We start from the raw sequence: 25,934 nt of genomic DNA on the forward strand, positions 1-25,934 counted from the left end.
TTTTGCCTTATTTTAATGTGATGGTGACTGACTTATTCGTAGCCTCCAATAGGTAAAGATTACCCGTTAAATGCGTAACCTTACCATTTTTTACCTTCTTAACCTCGTTTTGATTTAAACGAACCATAAGGTAAGCATGATCATGAAAATTCTCAAGATCTATTTTTAGGGCGTCTTTTGTATATTTTTGAGAAACTTTCAAAATACCGTAACGCTGAACAGCACCTGCTAATTCTGAACCTGTTAGATTCCTGAGCGAAGGTGACATATTGTGGACCCAACTAACTTCCTTGTCTAAAGCCTTATACATCTTTGCCCAACCCAATTCTGCACCACGATCGACATCAAGAACGTCATCAGGGTGAAGGAAATGGTTATTGACATAGTGCATATTCATTTCAGAAAAGACCGTCATCTGTGAGAAATCGTCCCAAACCGCACCAGAAACTGTACGTGGCTCTTCAATCATTCCATCAGGTGACACTTCAAACTCTTGCGAATAAGTGAAATCTCCTGGGAAATAGTTACTTGAAATAGCCTTGATTTCTGGGAAATCATTAACGATTACCTCTCGCCCTTCTTTTGAAAGGATATTTGATGGTGGAACGTAAACTGATTTTTGCGCTTTAGGAAAGAGTTGGTTGACAAAACGAATCAACTCAGACAGACTGGCCTTCATAGCAGCCTTATCCTTCCAAGTCTTGTAGCTGGCATACTTTTCACCATAATTAACAGATGAAGGACTCAAAGGTTGGTGGTTGTAACCATGATAACCAAGTTCACCACCATTAGCCAAAAGCGAATTTCCAAAATACTTGAAACGATCTAAATCATTTTGTTGAACAATTTTACCATCTGTCTGGGCCTCATAGTTTTCAATGACCACACCTGTATGAACGATACCATACTTTTCGTGCAGTTTAAGAAGGTCTGGCCACCAAACATTGGTATAAAATTCAGATACAGACATGTCGTAGTCACGTTTAACGAAACGACCATCTCCGGCTGGAACAGGTGATGGGAAATCATCAATATAATAGGTAGAACCATTGATTACCGGATAAACTGTCGCTTCAGTCAAAAGACTATAAGAAGCGGCATAAATACCACGGACATTACGCTCATAGATTCCAAGGTTATCAACGACAAACTTCCCTTTGCCGTATGATTTTTCCCAAATCAACGGTGTATGAGAATCATCTGTTGTTTTAGCATGTACCTTAACATCACTTTCAAGTGAGACTTTTCTAGCTGACTCAAAAGGTTCCTCAATTTTATAATTGCGTCCCCCACCAATCATGAAGTCAGGATCCACGTAGATTTCCTTGACCTCATCCATCTCAAAATTGGAATAACTTACGCCGAGATTATGATCAATGGCATCCAGATTACTTTCTTTCCCCATGGTTACTGCAAAAAGTGTTTGACCACCTTTTTCAGTCCAATCCATGAGAGGCTGAACCTGGTCCTCCATTCGAGAAAGGTCAGTGACAAGAAGAACTACTTTTTTATAGTCTGAAAGTGAATAGGACTCGTGTTTAGCCACATCGACTAACTTAGCTCCCATACGCATATCTTTTAGAATTTGCTCGAACTGTTTCCAAGCCCTTTGACTCGTATCGTTTTCACTATCATAAAGAACCAGCGTATCTTTATCTAAATCTTTGACCACTGAGGCCGTAGATGGTACTTTTCCGGTAAGATAGGCTTCCTTACCTTGAGTTGGGTACCATTCCCCCTTCTTTTGAACAAAGAGTCCGATGGCCAAACACAAAATAAGGCCAACCCCTAGCAAGGTTTCTTTGCGGATAACATTCTTTTTACCTAATTTCATGCCATCACCTCTTTTCCTTGCCAGAAGTTCAAGAGATCTTGCTTGTCCTTAGAAAGAACAACCTGTTTGCCTTGCATCTCACGAATCATGTTCTTAAATTCATCAAACTGACCAGTTTGATAGTAATATTCTAAATACAAATAATACACATCATCCGCATTTGATTTAATTGAAAGCTGCGTCAAATGCTTTTGAGCCAAATCATACAAACCAAGAGCTAGTTCATTATGGATAACTCTCACTAAGTCTTTAGCAGTCGTTCCGTGACTAAGTTTCTGCAAGAGACGTTCCTCGTACTCCTTACGAAGCAAACCTTCCATTTGTTTACTTAGAAGTTCTTTAGAGAGGTAATCTTCCATAAAATCACAATACTCGGTTAAGAGATCAAAGTCTGCTTCACCCTTTTCAAAACGTTTCTCAAAGGCACTCAACTTCTCATCGTATTGACTTGAAATTTCAGAAATAAAGGTTGTCGCATAGTGAACAATTTCACTGTCCTCATTTAAGCGAGCCAAGTAGAGCAAATCCATAAAATGAGATGGATCATTATTAGCCAATCCCATCAATTGCTGACGAGCTTCTTTAGCTTTATTCAAATAGAGAGACTCTTCAAGAGGAACGATGTCTTCTTCAACCAATTCCTTAGGACGTTGAAAATCATCGATATTTCCAAAATCAATGGTCAAATCTTTAATTTTGCCACCAACTGCTGCTTCTTGACCACGACGGTGTCTACCAGGATTTGGCTTAGAAATCATATGAATCAGACCGGCACCAAAGAAAGGTAAAGCAATTGGGAAAATCAAGTAAAAAATGGTTAAATCTGATTTGCCACTAACAATGGCTTTATAGACAAGTGCTATAGATAGGAAGTAACAAACCGTTAAAATACTAGTAATTAGGACTGGAATCATTGTGCAACCCTCCCTTGATGACTAGCTTGTTCAAGAAGTTCTGCCTTTTCAATGAAAGAACGACTCATTTTTGAAAGAACCTCAAGCTCGTTTAACACTTTAGTAGACATAGCTTCAAAAGGAACAGCCTCTACCCAAATGATAAAGGTACCCTCTGCCTTGGTCTTAACTTCCATGGCATAAGCTGGACGATTCTCAAGCAATGATTTATTAGCCCAGACACGTCCATGACCGAATGCATCTCTAACTTCTTTAAAATCTGTCAAAGATACTTGCTTCTTATCGTTATCTCCCAAAAGAAGTTCATATTGGAAAGGACCACCACCATATAGTGAAACTGGAGCATTCAAAATTTCTGAAACCAAATCAATCGTCTGTCTAAGAACCTTCTCAACACTAGCATGATCTAAGGTCACAAAGTAAGAATAGGCTTTTCCAAGACCATCTTGACTTGCCAACAAGGCATTTTTCAGGTCTTTATTTTCATTAAGTAATGTATGGTAGGATTGATTAAGGATAAGATAGTCTTCCTTAACTGTTTCCAATTGTTTGTCTAGTTGTAGCTTGTCATCTTTTTTCTTCATTTCCACAAAACCACAAACAACAGCGATAAAGATATAGGCAATAAAAGCAACCCAACGATCCGTATTATATAGAAGTAATTGCCAGCTAGTTCCAGACAAAATTTGACTAATTGTCAAACCAATAATTGCAAGGACTGCTGAGAACAAGCCATAACCCATGCCCAAAACTGTACTAATCAAGACAACAAAGAGCAAACGTAGGTCGATCAATTGAAACTGTAACTGACCTTGAGTCATATATCGAAAAGCTTCAAAGATTAAGAAAGTCGCGACAACAGCAGCAAGTTTCTTATTTCTCTTTTGCTTAACGATATTATCTACGATATTGCGGAACTTAGAAACACGCAAAGACCCTTTTCGCTGTTTTTGATAATCTTCATAAATATCTGGCAAGTCACGCACCAAGGCATAACGCATAAACCAAGCGAATCGATCACGCAAATCATGGTGCTTTTCAGGATCGTTATCATATTTCCTAATTCTTCTTTCCTCTAAGAAATGAACCTGCTTGTTAGGGAAATATTTATCCAAAGCTTGCAAGAGCTCACCAAAAGTCAGTTGGAAGGGATCCGGAATAATAATACTTTCATAGATGTCATTCCAACGCTCACATAATTTGTGAAGCAAATCTCCCAAGTCAGATAGACTGATAAAAGTCGCCTGACTTTGTGATGACTCCTTCAACTCCACCTGCTCATGATCGTCTAAACGTACAAACAGTTTATATAGATAATCTTCTTTATTAATGACTGAATAAAGAAAGGGACTATGCAGAACTTTAAGGTTGACCCCAAATTCTCGAGTCCAAGATAATAAGGTATCCTTAGTTGTCGTCTGTAAGCTTCGTTTCCCATCCTCAAGGACAGGACCTGTAATGTAAAGTAAACGTTTGTTTTTTCTATCTTTAAGACACTCTAACAATCTGATGAGATTTTCAATCTCCCCTGAACTTTCATGTCCATAATTGAGATATTCCGAAAAATAGATGATTTGATCATAATCATGAAAATCAAAAACATCTTCTAATTGATTGTTCTCATAATGTTTGGTATATACGGTGATTTTATTCTTACGAGAGTTCTTTACACCTGTATGACCAAAAATAAAAACTGCTTGATTAGGAAACGTTTTCAAAATGAAATCGTTTGTTAATCCAGCAGTATTACCAAGTATCAAAATATTCATAAACTTCTCCCCACTTTTAAGAGTGTCCCCTTAACTACACTCTCTACCCATTCTAATCATTAGTCTCAAGTATTTCCCAATAATCTCAAGACCACCATGTAATGCCTTTCTTAAGAAAGCTCTTTGAAAGTTATGGCCTCCTCCCCAATGAGTGAGCACGTAACTCTCATCTGAATCTCTTTCGAAGATTCTTAAAGATTTTAAAAATATAAGAAAGAACAAGATCATTCTAAATAAACATTAACGTAAATTAATATTATTAAAGAATAGATTAAATTAACTAACTAAATATCTTGTTATGTTGATTAGCTTCCCCAAGAAATCACAAACTAACCAGATCACTTTAGATTATCTAACACCTGTTAAACCTTATTTAAAGGTATTTCTTCTTACTCTATCAATCTAAAATGACTCTAGTTTTATATTTACATCGTCACTTTTATTATAGCAATTTATTCTTATTTTTCAACTCCTTTCAAAGGTTTTCACCAAAAGAATTTATCTATAGCTAGTAGTTTTTATCCTTAAATCACTCAATCCATAGGCTTTACAAGTGTTTAAAGTCAGAAAATTCATATTATTTATTTTCAAAACAAAAAAACAGAATTCAAAAAAATTAAATTCTGTTACTTTGATATTATTAAATTGAAAGTAATATTAAATCTTTTTAAGCTTCTACAGCCGCTTTGAGGGCATCTACCTTGTCCAATTTTTCCCATGGAAGATCGATGTCCGTACGTCCCATGTGACCATAGGCCGCTGTTTGACGATAGATAGGACGTTTAAGATCCAGCATTTGAATGATACCTGCCGGACGCAAGTCAAAGAGATCGCGGACAGCAGCTTCAAGTTTACTTTCAGCAACTGTCGCCGTTCCGAAAGTATCAACACGGACAGACACAGGGTTAGCAACACCGATAGCATAAGCCAATTGTACTTCTGCTTTCTTAGCAAGACCAGCAGCTACGATGTTTTTGGCAATGTAGCGAGCTGCATATGAAGCTGAACGGTCAACCTTAGTGGCATCCTTACCTGAGAAGGCACCACCACCGTGTCTTGAGTAGCCACCATAAGTATCAACAATGATCTTACGACCAGTCAAACCAGAGTCCCCTTGAGGTCCTCCGATAACAAAACGACCTGTTGGGTTGATAAAGAACTTAGTCTCATCATCCAAGTATTCGGCTGGAATAACTGCCTTAATGACTTTTTCAATGACATCTTGACGAATTTGGTCGTTAGTCGCTTCAGGATCGTGTTGCGTTGAGATAACGACTGTATCAACACGTACTGGTTGGTCATTCTCATCATACTCAACGGTAACCTGAGATTTAGCATCTGGACGAAGGTATGAAATCTCACCAGATTTACGCAAATCTGCCAATTTTTTAACCAATTTATGTGAAAGGCTAACTGGAAGTGGCATAAACTCTGGAGTTTCGTCAATAGCAAAACCAAACATCAAACCTTGGTCACCAGCTCCGATAAGATCAAGTGGGTCTTGATCACCAGTTCCACGAACTTCAAGTGCTTCATTGACACCTTGAGCAATATCTGGTGATTGTTCAATCAATGATGGGTGAACCCCTACAGATTCTGCCGCAAAGCCGTATTCTGCATTGTTATAACCAATTTCAGCGATAGTATCACGAACCACACGGTTAATGTCCACATAAGCTGTTGTAGAAACCTCACCGAAAACATGGACAGAACCAGTGTAGACAGCAGTTTCTGCTGCAACGTGTGCATCTGGATCCTCTGCTAAAATCGCATCAAGAATGGCATCTGAAATTTGGTCTGCAATTTTATCTGGATGCCCCTCAGATACTGATTCAGACGTGAAAAGTTTACGTTCTGACATATAAAATGTCCCCCTTTTAATATGAAAAATAGTATTAGATAGCACGGATTTAACCGTCTCCTAATAGGTAAAACGCTATACTCCTAATGGAGCTAGACGCCGTTAAAAAGTTACAAAGAACCAACAGCCAACTCTAGGATGACTGTTGCCTTATCGGGACTTAATAACTACTTTCCATTATATCATGTTTTTTCAGTCTAGTCATATAGTTATTTATTATCAAGCCTTATCAATAATTTATAGTGAGCATTTTACCATCTTTTGTATTATACTTAGGATATGAAAACTTATGAACACGTTTATCACATCTTATCGAAGAGTCCTGACTTTGTAACGGGAGAGAGCTTGGCTAAAAGCCTTGGTGTCTCACGGACAGCCATTTGGAAGGCAATTCAAACACTTCAAGAACAAGGAATTGACATTACCAGTGTCCGCAAGAAAGGCTACTATTTAGAAAAGGGAGATATTCTTCTTCCTCAAGACATCTCTAAGCAACTCAACATTCCAGTCTACTTTAATCCAGATTCTAACTCTACCCAACTAGATGCTAAACATGGCATGGAAAAGATTAATCCGACGCCTGCACTTTATCTGGCATCAAGTCAAAAGGCAGCCAAAGGACGATTTGAACGTCACTTCTTTGCCAGTCCACAAGGTGGTATCTACATGAGTATCCACTTAAAGCCCAATTGTCATTTTGAGGAGTTACCACCTTATACGATGATGGTGGCAGCTGCTATTGTCAAAGCTATCCAGCGTCTAACTGGCATCAATACAGAAATTAAATGGGTTAATGACATCTACCTCAACAACAAAAAAATGGCTGGTATCCTTACCGAAGCCATTAGTTCTATCGAATCTGGTCGCATCACAGATGTCATTATCGGGGTTGGGCTTAACTTCTCAATCACTGATTTTCCTGAAGAGTTAGCTAATAAAGCTACTAGTCTTTTTACTTCTGAAAAACCAAGCATCACTCGAAACCAGCTCATTTCAGAAATTTGGAAACTCTTTTTAACCATTCCTACAAGCGATTTGGTCAAAGTTTATAAAGAAAAGTCCCTCGTTTTAGACAAACAAGTGACCTTTGAACAAGCTGGAAGGACTTATACTGGTATTGCCAAGGAAATTGGCGATAAGGGCCAACTTCTCGTTCTTACTGATGATGGTAAGGAAAAATGGTTGACCGCTGGCGAAGTGAGCCTTACTTCTTGGTAGACTTGTCGGCTGCACGCGCAATGCGTGAAACAACATAGGTTGTCCAAAGACGACGAAACAGTAAATAACCAAAAAAGGCTGTGAAAAAGTAATAGCCGTGCTGTAAACTGTAATTAAAACAAACCGTTTCAAAAATAGTTTCAAGCGTAATAAACAAAATTTGTTGAATCATAAGATTATTATATCAATAGATAGAGCCTAGGACAAGCAGTCTAGGCTCTTTTCATTTTTACACGGATGGAACAGCTTCAGAAATCTATCAAATTACACTGGACATCCTCACTTTTGGGTTTCTTGGCTCGGACCTAAAAAGGTCCACTGGACAGCCTCGCTTTTGTGTTTCTTGGCTCGGACCTAAAAAGTTCCACTGGACCTTTTTAGTCCTCTATTTCTACTACATCAGAGAGAAATTCGAGTTCTTGAGGAATATACTCTTCGCGATCTTCTTTTTCCAATTCTTCTTTGGATTTGAGGCTACGTGCAAATTCTGTTCGGAGTTTTTCAAATTCTGCTTTTGGAACAGCCATAATATTAGGTGAGAAACCGGCAGCTGAACTCATGATATTACCAAACATATCATTGAGATCACTGCGTTTCATGACCTGTTCAGCATTAAAAGCAGCATTAAAGGCTAGGATGGCATTTTCCTGATTGGCTAATACAGGCTCGGAACCATTCAAAAGTGCCCTATTTTGTGGGCTGATAGAATCCAAAATTTCAGGCCAAGTTGCCTTTAGGGCATCCAGACACTGGCGTGATTTCTGAGGATTTTCCATAGTTTCACGCATAATCGTGAGAATCTTTTCACGATCCACCTTGTACTGATAAGCAGGTTTGGCTTTTCGACTTGGTGCTACTTCTCCTTGGACTTTGCCCTCTTTAAGAGCTTTACGTAGACCTTCTACCTCGCGACGAAGACTATCTAACTCTTCTTTTAAATTCCCTGGAATTTCTTGTGAAACCTGAGTATGGGTTTCTGACAATTTTATAGTCAGCATTTCCGCATAGATTTTAGGATGTGTTCCAGTTTTAATTTCTGGCAAGGCACTTGTAACCAAGTCAATCAGTTGGAAAAGTCGGTCTTGCTCCAGAGAAAGATTCTCTTCAAAAAGGGGACTATGGTGACTGTTCTCTCCGCCCGCTTTGACAATCAAAAGATCACGAAAATACTCCAAGAGATCCGTCGCAAAACGGCTCATAGACTTACCATTATCAAAAAGAGTTTCAAGATTTGATAAAGCTTGCGTAGTCTCTTGATTGCGAACGTTAGCGACAAAACTGTCTAAGGCTGTTAAACCAATAGAACCAGTGATTTCTTCAGCTACGGCTTGGCTGACATGATTGTCAGGAGACAGACTCAGTGCTTGGTCTAAGATTGACAAAGCATCACGCATACCACCTTCCGCACGACGAGCAATAATGGTCAAAGCCTCATCATCAAAGGTTAATCCTTCTTTTTCCAGGATTGAAGCCAAATGCTCTTTAATAGCTCCCTGCTTGATCGATTTAAACTCAAAACGTTGAACGCGAGAGAGGATGGTTGCAGGAATCTTATGTAATTCAGTGGTCGCTAGAATAAAGACAACATTTTCGGTTGGTTCTTCCAAGGTTTTCAAAAGAGCATTGAAGGCACCTGTCGAAAGCATGTGAACCTCGTCGATAATATAGACCTTGTAAGTCGCACGACTTGGAGCATAGGTCGACTTATCACGAATCTCACGAATCTCATCAACACCATTATTGGAAGCCGCATCAATCTCGATAACATCTTCGAGACTTCCGTTAGTAATATCGCGACAAATATCGCAGTGATTACAAGGCTCACCATCAACTTGATTAGGACAGTTCATAGCCTTGGCAAAGATTTTCGCCGCACTGGTTTTACCGGTACCACGTGGCCCAGAAAAGAGATAGGCATGGCTGATTTTCCCCGACTCTACCGCCTGTCTGAGGGTGGTTGAAATCACTTTTTGACCAACCATTTCGCCAAAGGTCTGACTACGGTATTTACGATATAAGGCTTGATACATTAGTTTACCTCAAACATTCCAAATGTAAGCTCGGTTTTCTCAAGTAGAATTTTGACAAATGCTTCAAGATAATCTTGGTCTACGTCGTTATAGTCTCCTACTTGGTGAGAATCCAAATCGAGAACACCAACTAATTTGCCATCTTTTATCATTGGTACAACAATTTCACTTCGAGCAGCGGAATCACAAGCGATGTAATTGTCGTGTTTGGTGACATCTTCGACAATTAGGGTTCTATTTTCTGCTGCAGACTGGCCACAAACACCCTTACCTAGGGCAATTCGAACACAAGAAACATTACCTTGGAAAGGGCCAAGGATTAACTCATTCTTGTCATTATCCATCAGGTAGAAGCCTGTGAACACAGAATTTGGCAGGGTTGTATTCAAGAGAGCTGAGGCATTAGAAAAGTTGGCCAAAGCATTGTCTTCATTGGCAAAAAGCACTTTAGCCTGTGCTAGCATTAATTCATAGGCTGATTTTTTTTCTTCGTTAGTCATAACTACCATTATAGCAAAGATTGGTTCTTAAAACTAAGATTGACCTACCTTTTCTCCTTCCCTTTCATTTAAAAATAATTCAAGATCTTGAACGACATTTTCAGGATATTCTGGACTAGAAATCTGATAAAACTTAACAGTCATTCGATTTCTGAACCAGGTTAATTGACGTTTAGCAAATCGACGCGTATTTTGCTTGAGTTTTTCCAAAGCTTCGTCCAAGGTTTGGTTCCCAGCAAAATAAGGAAACAACTCCTTGTAGCCTATACCACGAGCTGACTGGGCATCAGGATAATTATCGTACAGCCACTTGGCTTCTTCCAAGAGCCCAAGTTCAACCATCTTGTCTACTCGTGTATTGATGCGGTCATAGATCAAGGAACGTTCATCATCTAATCCGATAAGAAAGGGATCATAAGTCGTCTCAGTATTTTCAAGATTCTCCGAAAAACGATGAAGCTCAAGTGCTCTAATAGCACGACGACGGTTAATCTCTTTAATCTCAATACCTAAGCGATCAATTTTTTCAAAAAGTTCCTGATCAGATAATTGCTCTAATTCCGACCGATAGGCTAAAACCTGCTCCTGATCTACCTGCCCCCCTAGGTGATACCCTTCTAGAAGGCTTTGTAAATAGAGACCTGTTCCTCCTACTATAATAGGCAGCTTGCCACGACTAACGATATCTGTAATGGCAGCCTCTGCCTCTGTCACAAAATCATAAGCTGAATAGGTCTCATCAACATCGCGAACATCAATCAGATGATGCACTGCTGCTACCTGCTCTTCAGGAGTGGGCTTGGCAGTTCCTATATTCAATTGTCGGTAAACCTGCTGGCTATCTCCTGAAATAATTTCCCCATTAAAACGCTTGGCCAATTCAATTCCAAGCGCTGTTTTTCCTACAGCAGTAGGACCAGCTACTACAATAAGTTTGGTTTTCATAATGTTTTCACTTGCTATTCTAGATATTTTTTTAGATAATATAAGCATATTATAACATATACGGAGGATAGTCTCATGGCTAAAAAACATTCATTCGCTAAAGGTGTCGCTACTGGCGTTATCGGAACTGCTGCTACTGTAGCAGGTGCTGTCTTCGCAGTTAAGAAAACCATTATCGAACCAGAAGAAAAGAAATTGGCTTTCATCGAAGAAAACCGTAAAAAAGCAGCTCGCCGTCGTGTAAGCCGCTAATAATGAGAACCAGGGAAACCTGGTTTTTTACTGTTATTTTTAACTCTTCATCTATGACTAGGAACGGAGCCAAATTTGAAAAGAAAAAAATATAATATTATCACCTTCTCTTTGCTAGCTTTCTTCTTTCTCTTCGGTTTTTTATCAAAACATTTAAAAGAACCTGTAAAGCCAGCAGCAAAAACGCATCACATCTCTCACAGCCTTTCATCAAAAAGCAGCTCATCTCATAAAAAAGAGAATACTAAATCATCAAGAGCTACTTCGACGGAAGATCATAAGAAGGAGGCTAAGGACGAAAATAAGCATCAAGCATCTCCTTCTGCTCAAGAAGCAAATCAAAAACAAAACAACCAAACACCTCATCAAGATGGAAATCAAGATAAATCCAAGCCTGCTGAAGGCGGACGAGGTTGGGGCGGGCCAGAAGATGGCTCCTATGCCACTAACGGAGGAGGCGGTGGTGGTCACGATGCAGCCTTCGCCGCAGGTGCTGGTGGAGGAAGCAATCACTCAAGCTCAACTGATCAGAGCAATGAGTGGATTAACGACGTTGATAACAATCCTTACGAGTACCCACAAGCTTCATCAAGCACAGACACAACTGCCAATTCCAATTAATGAGATAACAGAATACTTATCATCACCAGTATTCTATTTTCAACCCTAGTTAGGACTAATCCTGACTAGGGTTTTTGCTTATCAAAAAAACACCTATAATTCAATAGGTGTCAAATACATTTAGCTTAAATTTTGAGCAAACTAGCTTAAAACCTTTTCGTTACAAGCCCATAAAGAACATAACGATAAAAAGATAAAATAAATGTGGACAAAACGCTTTAAAACCGCATGGTTAAAGGCTTAAAAATGTCCCCTGCCGGAATCGAACCAGCAACGACTCCTTAGGAGGGAGTTGTTATATCCATTTAACTAAGAGGACTTATGAAAAAATCTGCCACGAGGACAGATTTTTTATGTGAAATCTGTAAATTATTTACGGATTTCTTTGATACGTGCAGCTTTACCTTGCAAAGCACGCAAGTAGTAAAGTTTAGCACGGCGGACTTTACCGTAGCGTACAACTTCAATCTTTTCAACACGTGGAGTGTGGATTGGGAAAGTACGTTCTACACCGATACCGCTTGAAATTTTACGAACTGTGTACATTTCTGAGATCCCTTGACCTTTGCGTGAAATAACTACACCTTCAAAGATCTGGATACGTTCGCGAGTTCCTTCGACAACTTTCGCGTGAACGCGAACTGTGTCACCAGGACGGAATGATGGGATGTCAGTACGAAGTTGACCTTCTGTCAAACTTTGGATCAATGGATTCATTTTTATATACTCCTATCTTACTAATCTTAAGAGCAACCTCTGTGTCTCAGCGGATTAGCCGTTATTTTTGTGTGTCCATTACACACTCTTAATATGTTATCAAAAATTTTTAAAGATGTCTAGTATCTTATTGCATTTCTATCATTTTTTGTTGACCATAAATGCTTGTCTTATGATTGATGAGATAAGCAAAAGCCATGACAATTGCATAAGGGATTGCATTAGCTGGACCAAAAACCTCAACGCCTATGAAAATAGGTGCTAAAAGGGTATTGGTACTGCTACCAAAGACAGATAGATAGCCAAGACCTGCTACAAGTGGGATTGGAAGTCCTAGAACTGGTGCTAAAACAGCACCAAGACTTGCTCCAATGGCAAATAGAGGGGTTACTTCTCCTCCTTGGAACCCAAGAGATAAGGTAAAGACGGTCAAGAGCAATTTCAAGAGCCAATCCAATGGATAAATGGTCCCACCACCAACACTTAAAGCAATCAAATTCGTTCCAAGACCTGTATAGCGACCCTTCCACAAAATTAAAAGAAGACAGGTCAATATGAGGCTTCCAAAAAGAACACGATAATAGGGATTTGGGAGCAGACTTGCTACCTTCTTTTTACTTAGTGACAAGAGATAAGCAAAGAGATTTCCTGCTAGACCAAAGGCCAGACCTAAAAGAGCTAATTTGACAAAAGTCTCGAAATCAATAGTCAAACTGTCAGATACAAAATGACTAAATTTTTCAAGACCTAAGAGATGGCTTGTCGTACTAGCCACAAATGATGCAATAAGAGTCGGTACTAAGATTGGCAGACTTAATTGTCCTAGAGTCAGAACTTCAAGAGCAAAAAAGGTCGCAGCGACTGGTGTTTGGAAGAGTCCTCCAAAACCAGCTGCCATACCCATGGTCAAGAAAATGCGTGACGCATTAGGGAGCTTAAAATAGCGACTAAAAGCATGTGATACTGTGGCTCCGAGCTGAACAGCAACTCCCTCACGGCCTGCAGATCCTCCAAAAAGGTGGGTCAACCATGTGGTTACAGTCACCAGTGGGATTAACCTTAGAGGCACTTGATCCTCCTCGTTATGTCCCACCTTGAAAATCAAGCCCATTCCCTGTGCTGCCTTACCCGCAAACTTTTGGTAAAGGTAAACTATCAAAAGACCTGCTAAAGGAAGTGCCGGGACTAGATAAAAGAGATGGTGGTCACGAAATTCCGAGAGTCCTATCAGCACGCGCCCAAAAACAGCATCAATCAGTCCAACAAGCACCCCCAAAAAGATTGCATAAAGACTTAACATTACTAAATGTAAGTAAGAAAGACCTTGACTATCACTTAATTGTCTTACTTTCATCCTAGTTGCCTACTTTTCCTCTAGCTTACTTGCTTGATAAGTACGTGAATGCTTCATAATATCCGCAAAACTAGCAACAATAGCTTCTTGATAGTCGGGATTAACGACACTAGCAGCTACTTTATCAAGCAAAGCCTGTTCACGTTCGGGATCATAAATCGCCTTTCCAGTGCGTTGTTTATAAGCACTTACTCGAGTTACTAATTTCATACGTTCTTCCAACAAAGCCACAATCTCATTATCAACGGTATCAATCTGTTGGCGAATCTCATTTAAGTCCATACTGACCTCCTTTTTTTCTCTCCATTATAACAAAAATGACCTGAGGACAAAAGAGCCTCAAGCCATTGAATTGCTTATAAAAAGAGTTTTCTTACCTGACTGATATTACTTTCATTAACAACTAGATACAGGGTTGCTCCTGCTTTTAGACGTGTGTCTCCATGAACAACCTCAGACTGGTCTTGAAAAATCTGAGTGGAAATCAAAACTCCATCAGGTAAGGTTAAATCCTTAACCAATCGACCAGCTAGACTATCTGTAACCGGTAAGTCAATCATCGTCGGTATATTATCAACTTGCTCTGGTTTGTGAGCGATTAGATTGTGAAGCATGGCTTCATAGACAGGTTCTCCTCCCATGAAATCCATGACTAGATAGGCAATCAGGGTCACGACACCAATTGTCATCAATTGGTGAAGGTCACCTACCATCTCAGTCACTAAAATCATAGCAGTTAGCGGTGCCTTAGACACAGCACCGAAATAACCAGCCATACCAAGAATGATAAAGATAGGAAACTGAACGGGATGTAAAAAGCCTAGGTTTTCAAAAGCTGCCGCAAAGACGCTACCAGAAAGAGCACCTAGAGTCAAAATCGGCAAGAAAATCCCACCAGGAAAACCAGAACCAAAGGACAGCATACTCCAAATAAAGCGGATAGCCAAATAGAGGATAGCCACAGTTAGAGCAGGATGTAAACCATTTAAGGCAAGAATCAATTCATTCCCGCCACCTAAAAGATGTGGAAAATAGAGACCAATAGGAATGATAAACAGAACTGCCAAAAGGCCATGAAAATGAGATGGCAAGTGGAAGATTTTCCCTAACCCTTGGTAGACCTTACCAATACGTAAGACAACCCACTCATAACCGTATCCAAGCACACCTAGAAAAATCCCCAAGACAATAAGAATCCAATAATCCTTCAAAGGAAATACGGGTAATTTTTCTGTCATAGCAAGGACTGGTACCTGGCCAAAGATGCGTAGGGAAACAGCATTGGCTACTAAAGATGCCGTTAAAGCTGTCACCCAAACATGACGAGAGAAATGATGATAGACTTCTTCGACGACAAACAAAAGACCAGCAATCGGGGCATTAAAGGCAGCCGATAACCCTGCTGCTGCTCCTGCAGCAATCAAGACACGCTTCTCACGTGCAGAGAGCTTAAGTCCCTCCGCTAATCCCTTAGCAGTCATGGCACCTAGTTGAATGCTAGGTCCCTCACGTCCCAACATCAGTCCCATTGAAATCCCAAGGACTCCACCTAGGAATTTACGCCATAAAACTGACCACCAGGACGGATGTAGAAGCCCCATCAGTTCCCCTTCAACGTGAGGAATCCCTGAGCCCTTGATGTCTTTTTCCTGTTTAATAAGGTAACCAATAAAAAGGGCAATCAAGAGATTAACAAGTACAATTCCCAGAATCAGAAGTGGATTATGAAGAGCGTCTTCGTAAATAGCTACAGAAAATGCAGCCCCTTTGGCAATTAACCAACGAAAAAGACTGACTACTGCTCCTGCTGTCACCCCCACTAAGAGTCCTCGCCAAACGGACCAAAGGAGATGCTGAGATTGCGTCCTAAAATCTCTTTCTATTTCATTCATAAAAACTCCATTTTTGACTACAATAAAAGCAGACTTTACTCTGCTTTTTTCTTATGCTAATGCTTCTGAAACTTTTTCAGCGAAAGCTTCGAGGTTTTCGATATCTTCATCTTCAGCAGAAAGGTCAACCTTGACGCTATCAGCACCCTTAGTCGCCCCTGTGAATGTGAATTGATTTTCAAACTCATCCACTGAATGACAGAAATAATCGTAGAAGGTATCTCCTGAACCTACAACACCAAAGATTTTACCTGACAAGTCGAGGTCAGCCAAATCTTCGTAAAAGTCAACGATTTCATCTGGCAACTCACCATCACCATAAGTGTAAGTCGCTACGATACAGATATCCGCATCTTCAAAATCAGCGGCATCAACCGTTGTACACTCGTCTACATCTACAGTGTGACCCAATTCTTCCAATTTTTTGGCAACGATATCTGCGATTTCTTCAGTGTTACCGGTCATACTGGCATAAACGATTTTTGCTAAAGCCATAATGTCCTCCAAAATAATAAATTAGCTATATTATATCATATTTCTTCAGAAAATAAATGACCTAACAACTCAAAAAAACTGCCCATCAGGACAGTTTTAGATTTTGTAAGAGTTCAAAGTGTCGATAGACTAGCCATAAGCCAAGACCAACTATAAGAATGAGAATCACTGCTCTCATGAGACCTCTAAGAAAAGTCAAGAGCCAAGTAAGAAGCATAGAGGTGATTAACCAACTCCAACCAGAGGCCCCGTATAGGGTTTGAATACTCTGTATGGAATGACTGGTCAGCGTTTTTACCCAATTGGGAATATAAATCCAAATACCATCACCTGATAATCCCAAACGATTGGCAATCATGGTTCCTGTTGTTTGCAACCAAGTAAAGACCCCAGCATTGAAAAGAAAAAGGAAGGTTTGCATGGGGTAACGTCTAGCAAGGCGTTTCAAATAGCGCATGACACCCCTCCTTAATTTGCATAGAGAGCATGGACCGTATCAATATCCACCTGTTGAATCCCGTAATAAGATCCTGCTGATTGCATAACAGATGTCTTAGAGTCATCATGGTCTAAGCCAATGGCATGACCCAATTCGTGTTCAGCTGTATTCACAATACGCTTGTGAGTATAACCAAAATCACTATTCAAGAGGAAATAACGGTTCAACTTCACATCTACATGAGTGATGCGATTGGTCAAAACATTGGTTTGAGTGTCTGCTAAACCTGCTGCCTGTGAATTCGCATCGGAATAGTCTGTCGCAACAATGTCAGCCGTTGAGGCATCATCAGTTAATGTAAAGATGAAAGCACCCGTGTTATTCCAGTTAGTAATAGCTTCCTTATAAGCTGCTACCAAGGTTTCATCTGTAGATTGTATATAGATGCTAGCTGTATTTTGCGCCCATCTAGCTCCATTAGACTCTGGAATGGTATCTGTCGTTGATAGGTTAGAGACAACTTTCTCAACGTCACTAGTACTGGTACCACTAAAACCTAGCTCTACTTGATGAAAGGCTTGGTTAATGTTTGTGGCTAAGGTACTTGAAGAATTATTGGCATAGTAGACGAGTCCATAACCAATAAGGGCTAGAACTAGGGCAAGTTTAAATATAGCCCAAATAAGATTCCAAATAAATTGTAAAAGAAGTTTGGGAATATAGAAGATTACTCTGAATAATTTTTTCATTATTGAGCCTCCTTTTCGAAACTTCCCCTAGTATATCAAGCTCTAATAGTTCTGACAAGCAAAAAATATCACTTTAAGCTTTTATCATCTCTTTGATAAGATGTTACAAAATTGACCTATTAAGACAAGCGTTCTTCTTTAACGTAATCAATAGGTAACCATTCTAAGTAGGCTTCTAGTTGTTTTTCCCAATAATACCACTCATGTCTTCCATGGTCTGTACGGTAGTCAATGTCTAAACCAAGGGCCTTCAAATCAGCAACTGCCTTATCTTGAGAATCAAAAAGGAAATCCTCAAGGCCACACCAGGCAAAGAATTTGGTTTTCTTGTCATGTTGTTTGGCTAGGTTAACCAATTTGTGCTGCTCAATGTCTTTTCCTTCCAAATCGCCAAAGACACCTTGCCAGTATTCCTTAGACTCACTCGTTTCATCTGTAATCATCTCTACTGATAATCCAAGGGCACCAGAGAAGGAACCCGCACAAGCAAAGTTATTTGTCGTTAAGGCTAGTTTGAAAGAACCATAGCCACCCATAGAAAGTCCAGCGATAAAGGTCTTTTCACGCTTCTTAGTCATACTAGGGAAGAAACGTTGCATGACTTGAGGAAGCTCCTTAGCAATGGCATCGTAATACTTAACCCCGTAATTGGTATTTGTATACCAGCCATTTTCAGAGTTAGGCATAATAACGATGAGATTAGTCTTACGAAGGAGACGCTGAATATTGGTACGGAAGGCCCAAGAATTATGATTGCCCCCCATGCCATGAAGGAGATAGAGAACTGGGATGTCCGTATCACTTTCCGTTTCAGCAATCTGATCACGATCTGGATAGATGACATCCACTTGGCGGTATTGTCCTAGAACATCTGATGAGTATTCAATTTGAAAAAAAGCCATTTGTATTTTCCTTTCTTAATGTTAGAAAAGCTGGGAAACCCCAGCTTTTGATTTTAAAACAAAGTCTTGTTGAGACTTTCCTCAATGTCTATGGTGCAAGCGACACGCTCACACTCTTATGTTTTAGTCAGTTATTAGCGGACTTCCATAACTACTGGAAGGATAGCTGGGCGACGTTTGGTTTGGTCAAAGAGGAACTTAGCTACATCGTCTCGGACGGCACCTTTAAGTTCACCCCAGTCGAAGCTGTCTCCTGCCAAGTAATTTTCAACTGTAGCATTGACAATGTCAGCAGCCTCACGGAGAATGTCACGGCTCTTCTTCACATAAACGAACCCACGTGTATTCACACGCGCTTTAGAGACAATCTTACGTTCCTTCTTGTTAACAGTGATAGCTACGATAAAGATACCATCTTCAGACAAGACCTTACGGTCACGAAGGACGATATTACCCACATCACCAATGGCATTACCGTCAATCATAACATCACCAGCTGGAACAGCTCCTTCATGAAGAAAACCTTGGTCCTCTGACAAGTGCATGATATCACCGCGTTTAACGATATAAATATTTTCTGGAAGAATACCAACTTCCAAGGCTAACTCTGCATGTGCTTGAAGGTCACGGTACTCCCCTTGGACAGGGAAGAGATACTGTGGACGAAGGAGGTTAATCATCAATTGAAGTTCGCGAGCATTGGCATGCCCAGACACACGGAGGCTTTGTGTAATCATCTTAACAGAACCGCCAGCTTTATAGATAGCATTGTTGACACGTGCCACTACTGCTTCTTTAGCAATACTTGGGGTAGTTACGATATAAACCAAGTCTCCATCCTTAATTTGAACGTAACGGTGACGACCAACTGCCATCTTTTGAAGGCCATCGATTGGTTCACCCATACGACCATTTTCGAGGATAATCAACTCGTGGTCTTCAAACTTGTTCATGTCTTTTGGTTTGACAATAAGTTTCTCATGCTCCACAGTCAATTTTTTGAGACGAATGGCTGTGCGGACAATATTTTCTACGTCAAAACCAGTAAGAACAACACGACGTCCGTGATCAGCAGCTGAATCAAAGACTTGTTGAATACGTACCAAGTTTGAGGCAACTGCAGCAACAATAACACGTCCTTCTGCATCGGCAATAACTTGGTCAATTTCTTGGCCAACTTCTGCTTCAGAAGCTGTTTGTTCAGTACTTGTCGCATTTGCTGAGTCTGACAAGAGGGCCAAAACACCTTCACGTCCGATTTCAGCCAAACGACCTAAATCAGTTTTGTAGTAAGGACGGGCAGCTTGGTCAAACTTGAAGTCACCTGTATAGACAATATTTCCTTGGTCAGTACCAAGAACAATCCCCATTGATTCTGGAATTGAGTGAGTTGTTTTGAAGAATGAAACCTCAGCATCCTCAAATTCAATTTCAGTTTCTGCGTCAATAACATGGAAATTATTGAATTTCTTAACGCCAGCATTCTTGACAAAAAGTTTAGCTAACTCGATTGTGAGTGATGATCCAAAAACTGGTGCTTTGACGTCTTGCAAGATATAAGGTAGGGCACCAATGGCATCGGCGTGTCCGTGAGTTAAGAAAATCCCTTGGATACGATCTCTATTTTCAATCAAGTAATCTAAGTTAGGGATGACAAAGTCAACACCTAGTTGTTCATTTTCAGGATACTTTAGACCAGCATCCAAGATAAAGATAGAGTCGTTAATCTCAACAATATAGAGGTTCTTAGCATTTTCACGTACTCCACCTAGGGCAATAATTTTAATATCGCTCATGCTTGTTTTTCTCCTTTTTAGTTTGACTCTCTTCTAGAGCCTATTTTTACAGACGGTCCAAGAAGCTGAACGTTCGTGCGAACAGTCTCCTTGTCGATTTACAGGCCACAACAAAAAGTTGCATACCCTTTAAGTATACAACTTTTTGGCTTATTTTACAATTTAGAGTCAGACTAGGCTTACTCAAACATAGCGTAGTAGTCTGTGATATCCAATTGACCTTTTTCTTCCTTGGTAAGATCTTTAATGATTTGACCATCCTTCATAACAATCAGACGATTTCCATATTTTAGGGCATCTTCCATGTGGTGGGTAATCATCAAGGCTGTTAGATGGTCTCCCGTCACAAACTCATCAGTCAACTCCATGAGTGCTACACTGGTCTTAGGATCCAGGGCTGCAGTGTGCTCGTCTAAGAGCAAGAGCTCAGGACGTTTAAGTGTCGCCATCAAAAGACTGAGAGCCTGACGCTGACCACCTGAAAGGAGACCTGCTGGTGTATCTAAGTGTTTTTCTAAACCATTACTGATACGTTCGATCAGACCTTGAAATTCCTCTGTGTAGAGATGAATTTGGCGTGATTTAAGCCCTCGTTTTTCACCACGGTATTTGGCAATCAAGAGGTTTTCTGCAACAGTCATACGAGGAGCTGTCCCCATTTTAGGATCTTGGAAGACTCGTGAGAGGTACTTAGCACGCTTCTCAGCAGGGAGAGCCGTAACATCTTCACCCATGATGAAAATCTGACCACTGGTCAACATGAGTGTCCCTGCAATGACGTTGAAGAGGGTTGATTTTCCGGCACCATTTCCACCAAGAATGGTAATAAAGTCACCTTCTCTAATGGTAAGATTAACATGGTCCAAGATTGTTTTTTCGGTGTCAAAACCGTTATTGACCTTAACAGTCGCATCTTTGAGTTCTACAATAGCTGTCATCGTGATAAGGTCACCCCCTTAAAGAATTTTCGGCGTAGGACAGGCGAAATCAAACAAATAGCCAAAACAATTGCACTAAAGAGTTTGAGGTAGTTTGTGTTAAAACCAAGAGCAATAACCGCTGTCAAAAGGAACTGATAGAGGATTGAACCAATACAGATGGCAATCAAACGTTCCAACAGAGTCAAGTTAGTCGCATAAAGGACCTCACCAATGATAATGCTGGCAAGACCAATGACGATAACCCCAATCCCTTTAGAAACGTCGGCATAACCGTCCTGTTGGCTAATCAAGGCTCCAGAGAGGGCAATAATACCGTTTGAGATAACAAGACCCATCACTTCCATATTGTCTGTGTTGATACCAAAAGATTTGGCCATGTCTCTATTATCACCTGTGGCAATATAAGCTTGACCTAGGCGCGTGTTAAGAAAGGCAATCAAGGCAGTGATAACAATGGTCACAGCAATGAGACCAACAATCAAGAGATTGTAGTCCTTGCTGAAAGGAAGCAAATCTTGAATAGTCTTAATATCAAGAAGTCCCAAGTTGGCCCTTCCCATAATCATAAGCATGACTGAGTTAAGAGAGGTCATGACCAAAATCCCTGCCAAAATAGTAGGAATTTCTCCCTTAGTATAGAGGAGACCAGTCACAAGTCCAGCACCACAGCCGGCCAAAACGGCAACCAAGGTTGCTAAAATTGGGTTCCAACCAAAGTTCATAAGGGTTACTGCTACTGCCCCACCAAGAGGGAAGGAACCTTCTGTTGTCAAATCAGGAAAATCCAAGATACGGAAAGTCATGTAAATCCCAAGACCTAGGATTCCGTATAGAAGCCCCTGATAAATAGATGAAATAATCATAAGTCCTCCTTATTTATCAGCTTTAACAGCGATGTCTGACTGTTTAAGCACATCGTCAGGGATGGTGATGTTGAGGTCTTGAGCAACTTTAAGGTTAAGTGTTGGTGTGCCATCATCGATAACATCTACAGGAACATCCTTAACTCTCTTACCTTTAAGAACCTTAACGGCACTACGAGCTGTAGCCTTTCCAAGTTCATATTGGCTTTGCGCCACTGAAGCCAAACCGCCTTCTTTCACCATAGTATCAACCGTCGTATAAACTGGAATCTTAGCCTGGTTGGCTGATGAGATTACTGTTGAAAAGGCTGAAGCAATAGTATTATCTTGAGGCGTCCAGATGGCATCTACCTTACCAGTCATGACTGACATGGTTGTATTGATTTCATTGGTTGATGGTACGGCGTACTCGACCACATTCAGGCCATCTTTTTCAGAGTATTTCTTAAAGCTTTCAACCTGTGATTTGGAATTATCCTCACTTGAAGCATAGAGAATACCAATCGTTTTGGCATTTGGTGTCAGTGATTTGACCAATTCTACTGTCTGCTTAATCGGCACTTGGTTAGAGGTACCAGTGACATTGCCTTCCGGATGCTTGAGATCCTTAACCAATTTTGCCCCAACAGGGTCTGAGATAGCCCCCATGATGACTGGAATATCCTTGGTAGCTGCCGCTAGCCCCTGTGCTGCTGGTGTGGCAATACCGATAACAACATCGTTCTTGTCATTAACCAATTGTTTAGACATGGTTTGAATTTTAGACTGGTCTCCTTCGGCATTTAGGAGGGTGATTTTAACCTTGTCCCCCTTATAACCAGCTTCCTTAAGGCCATCCTCAATTCCCTTCTCGATTTGATCCAGGGCGTCGTGAGTCACGAACTGGAGGATCCCTACTTTGACGACCTTATTGGTATCTTGGTGTTCTTTTTTGAACAGATCTGTACCAATAGAACCGAGCGTCAAGATAGCTAAGAAAACCAAAGTCCAAATTAAACGCTTGTTTTTCATATGTGTCTCCTTCTATAAATTCTTCCTTTCTATTGTAAGTCATTTTCAGTCAATTAGCAATATTCTTAATTTATAAAAATTACCCTGATTAAAAAAAAGAACCAGAACACGATGTCTGATTCTTTTCCCTTATTATTACTGATATTGTGCCAAGTCTAACTTCATAATATAAAAGTAAAGGTCACCATATTGTCCCTTGTAGCCAATATCATGTCCGTTTATTGTCACCTTAGTGACTGGCGTTGAATCTGGTAAGGCAATCCAACAAGCTTGCTGTGCCCTAACAAATTCATTGTAATCTTCAAAGGAAGTGTGTTTTTCTTGCTTGGCGGTATTTAAATAAGTTACTTCAATCATCGAGGGACCTCCTTATAATCCTTTAACTAAGGTCTAGATTACGCTTCCTAGAGAGCAAAGTCAATCATGACGACTTAAAAAAACTCGCAGTCTGGGCCATACAAATAGACCCCATGGCAAATACCATGAGGTCTATTTTAATTGAAATCTGGATTCTTAAGGTCCTATACGACCGTTAAATCATTTTAACGTTTGCGTCGTTTTGTGCCATAGAGTCCGAATCCAGCTAGAAGACTTGCCAAACCAAAGATTGCAAGGTTTGAATCTTCACTACCAGTTTCTGGAAGTTGGGCTGTCTTATCAGTTGGATTGATAAAGTGAGCTTCTTCTTTTGTTTCTGGAAGCACTGGAGCCTTAGGCTCTTCTGTTTGTGGAGCTGGCTGTGGCTCTGGTGTCGGAGTTGTATCCGGCACAGGTGTTGGAGTCACAATTTGTTTGTAGATGTGTTGAGTATTACCATTTTCATCTACAACTGTCTTCACAAATTCATAACCAGGGATGTCTTTCTTAGGTTGTTGGCCATCTTCGGTTGGATAACCAGGGATTGGAGTACCATTTTCATCTACATATGATGTTGTTACTTGCTCATAGACATGTTCGATATCACCATTAGGTAATTTCTTAGTTTCTACGAAGCGGTAACCTGGGATCTCAACTTTTGGCTGTTCACCATCAACTGTAGGATATCCTGGGATTTCCTTACCTTCTTTATCAACAAACTTAGTGATTGGAAGGACAGTTGGTGTGTAGGTAGCTGAAGCCTTAGTTCCGTTGACATCTTCACGAACAACTGTTACTGCTGGGGCAGTTCCTGTAAATTCAGGTTCTGGTGTGAAGGTTACAGTTCCATCTGCAGCTACTGTGTATGTACCAACACCTGAAATCGTCTTGGTAGTTGAACCATCTTCAAAGGTAGCTGGAACTTGGTTATTCATTGGTACACGGCTATCGCCTTCAGTGAAGCTTGGTTTACCTGTTTGCGTTTGACCCTTATTACCAATTGAAGTAACTGATTCTGCAGTTGGTGTTACTGGTGTAACGGTTGGTGTATAGGTAGCTGTAATAGCTGTACCGTTCTTATCAACACGTTTCACTGTTACGCCTGTACCTGTTCCTGTGAATGCTTTTTCTGGAACAAAGGTTACTGTTCCGTCTGGAGAAACGGTGTAAGTTCCTTCTCCTGGAATAACTTTAGTTGTTGAACCATCTTCAAAGGTAGCTGGTACATCATCATCCATTGGCACACTTGGGTTACCAGGCGTAAAGCTTGGTTTACCTGTTTGCGTTTGACCTTGGATATCTGTTGATGTTGCTGGGGCGGCAGTTGGTGTAACAGGAGTTACTGTTGGTGTGTAAGTTGCTGAGGCTTTTGTGCCGTTCTTATCTTCACGGACAACTGTCACTGCTGGAGCTTCACCAACGAATGATTTCTCAGGTACGAATGTAACTGTTCCGTCTACTGCTACTGTATAAGTACCAACGCCTTCTACTGTCTTAGTTGTTGAACCATCGTCAAATGTTGCTGGAACGTCATCGTTCATTGGCACACGGCTATCACCTTCGGTGAATACAGGTTTACCAGTTTGTGTTGCACCCTGGATGTCAGTAGATACTGCTGGAGTTGCAGTCGGTGTGACTGGTGTAACAGTTGGTGTGTAGGTTGCTGAGGCTTTAGTGCCGTTCATGTCTTCACGGACAACTGTCACTGCTGGGGCTTCACCAACGAATGATTTCTCAGGTACGAAAGTTACTGTTCCGTCAGCCGCTACTGTGTAAGTACCAACGCCTTCTACTGTCTTCGTAGTTAATCCATCATCGAAGGTTGCTGGAACGTCATCGTTCATAGGCACACGGCTATCACCTTCAGTAAATTTAGGCTTACCAGTTTGAGTTTGACCTTGGATATCTGTCGATGCTGCTGGTTCAGCAGTTGGAGTTACTGGTGTCACAGTTGGTGTGTAAGTAGCAGAAACTTTAGTGCCGTTCTTATCTTCGCGAACAACTGTCACTGCTGGGGCTTCACCAACGAATGATTTCTCAGGTACGAATGTAACTGTTGCATCAGCCGCTACTGTGTAAGTACCAACACCTTCTACTGTCTTGGTAGTCGAACCATCGTCAAATGTTGCTGGAACAGCATCGTTCATTGGTACACGGCTGTCACCTTCGGTGAAGCTTGGTTTACCTGTTTGTGTTGCACCTTGGATATCTGTCGATGTGGCATCTTCAGATGTTGGAACGACTGGAGTAATCTTAGGTGTATAAGTTGTTTCTACTGTTGTTCCATTTGCATCGGCTGCTTGAACCTTAACTGGAACAACATCACCTGAGTAAGATTTATCAGTTGGTGTGAAGGTTACGACACCTGTGTCTTTATCAACTGTGAATGTACCAATAATATTGCCCGCTGGTGATTTCGCAAACACCGCCGCTGCTGGTTGACCATTTTCATCAAGAAGTGTAATCGAATCCCT

Annotated in this window: 25 protein-coding genes and 1 tRNA gene; 3 read left to right on the forward strand and 23 right to left on the reverse strand. The window is 40.6% G+C overall.

Annotated elements, in window-relative coordinates; genetic code table 11:
- Window positions 1–7 precede the first annotated feature (7 nt).
- From HMPREF1519_RS07005 to metK, 4 genes are all read right to left on the reverse strand, one after another.
- Window positions 8–1,834, reverse strand: coding sequence for a DUF2194 domain-containing protein (locus tag HMPREF1519_RS07005; RefSeq protein ID WP_037611677.1), 1,827 nt, complete (start codon window positions 1,832–1,834; stop codon window positions 8–10).
- Window positions 1,831–2,748 (reverse strand): hypothetical protein, encoded by a 918-nt coding sequence (locus tag HMPREF1519_RS07010; RefSeq protein WP_037611679.1) that lies wholly within the window; start codon window positions 2,746–2,748, stop codon window positions 1,831–1,833. Before HMPREF1519_RS07010 ends, HMPREF1519_RS07005 begins: the two co-directional genes overlap by 4 nt.
- Window positions 2,745–4,517, reverse strand: a complete 1,773-nt coding sequence (locus HMPREF1519_RS07015; protein ID WP_037611681.1) for a DUF4118 domain-containing protein — start codon at window positions 4,515–4,517, stop codon at window positions 2,745–2,747. The genes HMPREF1519_RS07010 and HMPREF1519_RS07015 overlap by 4 nt, the downstream gene beginning before the upstream one ends.
- Before the next feature lie 667 nt (window positions 4,518–5,184).
- Window positions 5,185–6,378, reverse strand: a complete 1,194-nt coding sequence (gene metK, locus HMPREF1519_RS07020) for a methionine adenosyltransferase (RefSeq protein WP_014634398.1) — start codon at window positions 6,376–6,378, stop codon at window positions 5,185–5,187.
- 279 nt (window positions 6,379–6,657) lie between these two features.
- Here metK and birA point away from each other — a divergent pair, with 279 nt between their 5' ends.
- Window positions 6,658–7,596 (forward strand): bifunctional biotin--[acetyl-CoA-carboxylase] ligase/biotin operon repressor BirA, encoded by a 939-nt coding sequence (birA, locus tag HMPREF1519_RS07025; RefSeq protein WP_037611683.1) that lies wholly within the window; start codon window positions 6,658–6,660, stop codon window positions 7,594–7,596.
- Here the strand turns inward: birA and HMPREF1519_RS07030 are convergent.
- From HMPREF1519_RS07030 to miaA, 4 genes are all read right to left on the reverse strand, one after another.
- Window positions 7,583–7,768, reverse strand: a complete 186-nt coding sequence (locus tag HMPREF1519_RS07030) for a DUF3272 family protein (RefSeq protein WP_002883500.1) — start codon at window positions 7,766–7,768, stop codon at window positions 7,583–7,585. The two genes, birA and HMPREF1519_RS07030, sit on opposite strands and share 14 nt — an antisense overlap.
- Before the next feature lie 205 nt (window positions 7,769–7,973).
- Window positions 7,974–9,626, reverse strand: a complete 1,653-nt coding sequence (dnaX, locus tag HMPREF1519_RS07035) for a DNA polymerase III subunit gamma/tau (RefSeq protein ID WP_037611684.1) — start codon at window positions 9,624–9,626, stop codon at window positions 7,974–7,976.
- The gene (locus HMPREF1519_RS07040; protein WP_331279446.1) at window positions 9,626–10,126 is read right to left on the reverse strand and encodes a GAF domain-containing protein; all 501 of its coding nucleotides are present in this window, start codon (window positions 10,124–10,126) and stop codon (window positions 9,626–9,628) included. Before HMPREF1519_RS07040 ends, dnaX begins: the two co-directional genes overlap by 1 nt.
- A gap of 33 nt (window positions 10,127–10,159) precedes the next feature.
- Entirely contained in the window at window positions 10,160–11,071 is a 912-nt protein-coding gene (gene miaA / locus HMPREF1519_RS07045) for a tRNA (adenosine(37)-N6)-dimethylallyltransferase MiaA (RefSeq protein WP_037611688.1), read from the reverse strand.
- A gap of 75 nt (window positions 11,072–11,146) precedes the next feature.
- Between miaA and HMPREF1519_RS10390 the strand changes: the two genes are divergently transcribed.
- Window positions 11,147–11,323 carry a DUF3042 family protein gene (locus tag HMPREF1519_RS10390; protein WP_002883513.1) on the forward strand — a complete coding sequence of 59 codons (177 nt, stop codon included), beginning with the start codon at window positions 11,147–11,149 and terminating at the stop codon, window positions 11,321–11,323.
- Window positions 11,324–11,398: 75 nt separating this feature from the next.
- Entirely contained in the window at window positions 11,399–11,944 is a 546-nt protein-coding gene (locus HMPREF1519_RS07050) for a hypothetical protein (RefSeq protein ID WP_022496446.1), read from the forward strand.
- Window positions 11,945–12,191: 247 nt separating this feature from the next.
- On the opposite strand, the gene HMPREF1519_RS07055 is transcribed toward HMPREF1519_RS07050, so the two are convergent.
- The 15 genes from HMPREF1519_RS07055 to HMPREF1519_RS07125 form a co-directional block, all read right to left on the reverse strand.
- Window positions 12,192–12,263 (reverse strand) — tRNA-Arg (locus HMPREF1519_RS07055).
- 50 nt (window positions 12,264–12,313) lie between these two features.
- Window positions 12,314–12,661 carry a 50S ribosomal protein L19 gene (gene rplS / locus HMPREF1519_RS07060; protein ID WP_002883489.1) on the reverse strand — a complete coding sequence of 116 codons (348 nt, stop codon included), beginning with the start codon at window positions 12,659–12,661 and terminating at the stop codon, window positions 12,314–12,316.
- Window positions 12,662–12,788: 127 nt separating this feature from the next.
- A complete protein-coding gene (locus HMPREF1519_RS07065; protein WP_037611691.1) occupies window positions 12,789–14,015 on the reverse strand; it encodes a chloride channel protein in 1,227 nt (408 codons plus the stop codon).
- A 9-nt stretch (window positions 14,016–14,024) separates the two neighbouring features.
- The gene (locus HMPREF1519_RS07070) at window positions 14,025–14,297 is read right to left on the reverse strand and encodes a chorismate mutase (protein WP_037611693.1); all 273 of its coding nucleotides are present in this window, start codon (window positions 14,295–14,297) and stop codon (window positions 14,025–14,027) included.
- A 74-nt stretch (window positions 14,298–14,371) separates the two neighbouring features.
- Window positions 14,372–15,907: a ClC family H(+)/Cl(-) exchange transporter gene (locus HMPREF1519_RS07075; RefSeq protein WP_037611695.1), complete on the reverse strand. Its 1,536-nt coding sequence runs from the start codon at window positions 15,905–15,907 to the stop codon at window positions 14,372–14,374.
- Between the two features lie 51 nt (window positions 15,908–15,958).
- Window positions 15,959–16,402 (reverse strand): flavodoxin, encoded by a 444-nt coding sequence (locus tag HMPREF1519_RS07080; RefSeq protein ID WP_002883520.1) that lies wholly within the window; start codon window positions 16,400–16,402, stop codon window positions 15,959–15,961.
- An 85-nt stretch (window positions 16,403–16,487) separates the two neighbouring features.
- The gene (locus HMPREF1519_RS07085; RefSeq protein WP_037611697.1) at window positions 16,488–16,859 is read right to left on the reverse strand and encodes a hypothetical protein; all 372 of its coding nucleotides are present in this window, start codon (window positions 16,857–16,859) and stop codon (window positions 16,488–16,490) included.
- An 11-nt stretch (window positions 16,860–16,870) separates the two neighbouring features.
- Window positions 16,871–17,590, reverse strand: coding sequence for a matrixin family metalloprotease (locus tag HMPREF1519_RS07090; protein ID WP_004182633.1), 720 nt, complete (start codon window positions 17,588–17,590; stop codon window positions 16,871–16,873).
- 119 nt (window positions 17,591–17,709) lie between these two features.
- The gene (locus HMPREF1519_RS07095; protein ID WP_037611699.1) at window positions 17,710–18,492 is read right to left on the reverse strand and encodes an alpha/beta hydrolase; all 783 of its coding nucleotides are present in this window, start codon (window positions 18,490–18,492) and stop codon (window positions 17,710–17,712) included.
- 134 nt (window positions 18,493–18,626) lie between these two features.
- Window positions 18,627–20,288 (reverse strand): ribonuclease J, encoded by a 1,662-nt coding sequence (locus HMPREF1519_RS07100; protein ID WP_022496443.1) that lies wholly within the window; start codon window positions 20,286–20,288, stop codon window positions 18,627–18,629.
- Between the two features lie 179 nt (window positions 20,289–20,467).
- Window positions 20,468–21,226 (reverse strand): ABC transporter ATP-binding protein, encoded by a 759-nt coding sequence (locus HMPREF1519_RS07105; RefSeq protein ID WP_002883503.1) that lies wholly within the window; start codon window positions 21,224–21,226, stop codon window positions 20,468–20,470.
- Window positions 21,223–22,092 carry an ABC transporter permease gene (locus HMPREF1519_RS07110; protein WP_002883493.1) on the reverse strand — a complete coding sequence of 290 codons (870 nt, stop codon included), beginning with the start codon at window positions 22,090–22,092 and terminating at the stop codon, window positions 21,223–21,225. The genes HMPREF1519_RS07105 and HMPREF1519_RS07110 overlap by 4 nt, the downstream gene beginning before the upstream one ends.
- Window positions 22,093–22,101: 9 nt before the next feature.
- A complete protein-coding gene (gene trpX, locus HMPREF1519_RS07115) occupies window positions 22,102–23,103 on the reverse strand; it encodes a tryptophan ABC transporter substrate-binding protein (RefSeq protein WP_022496442.1) in 1,002 nt (333 codons plus the stop codon).
- A gap of 135 nt (window positions 23,104–23,238) precedes the next feature.
- Window positions 23,239–23,460, reverse strand: coding sequence for a DUF4649 family protein (locus HMPREF1519_RS07120; RefSeq protein ID WP_002890796.1), 222 nt, complete (start codon window positions 23,458–23,460; stop codon window positions 23,239–23,241).
- A 185-nt stretch (window positions 23,461–23,645) separates the two neighbouring features.
- Window positions 23,646–25,934: LPXTG cell wall anchor domain-containing protein (locus tag HMPREF1519_RS07125; RefSeq protein ID WP_037611701.1), on the reverse strand; the 2,289-nt coding region annotated here is incomplete at its 5' end.

Source organism: Streptococcus sp. SR4 (genome assembly GCF_000517725.1).
GTDB classification, from domain to species: Bacteria; Bacillota; Bacilli; order Lactobacillales; family Streptococcaceae; genus Streptococcus; species Streptococcus salivarius_F.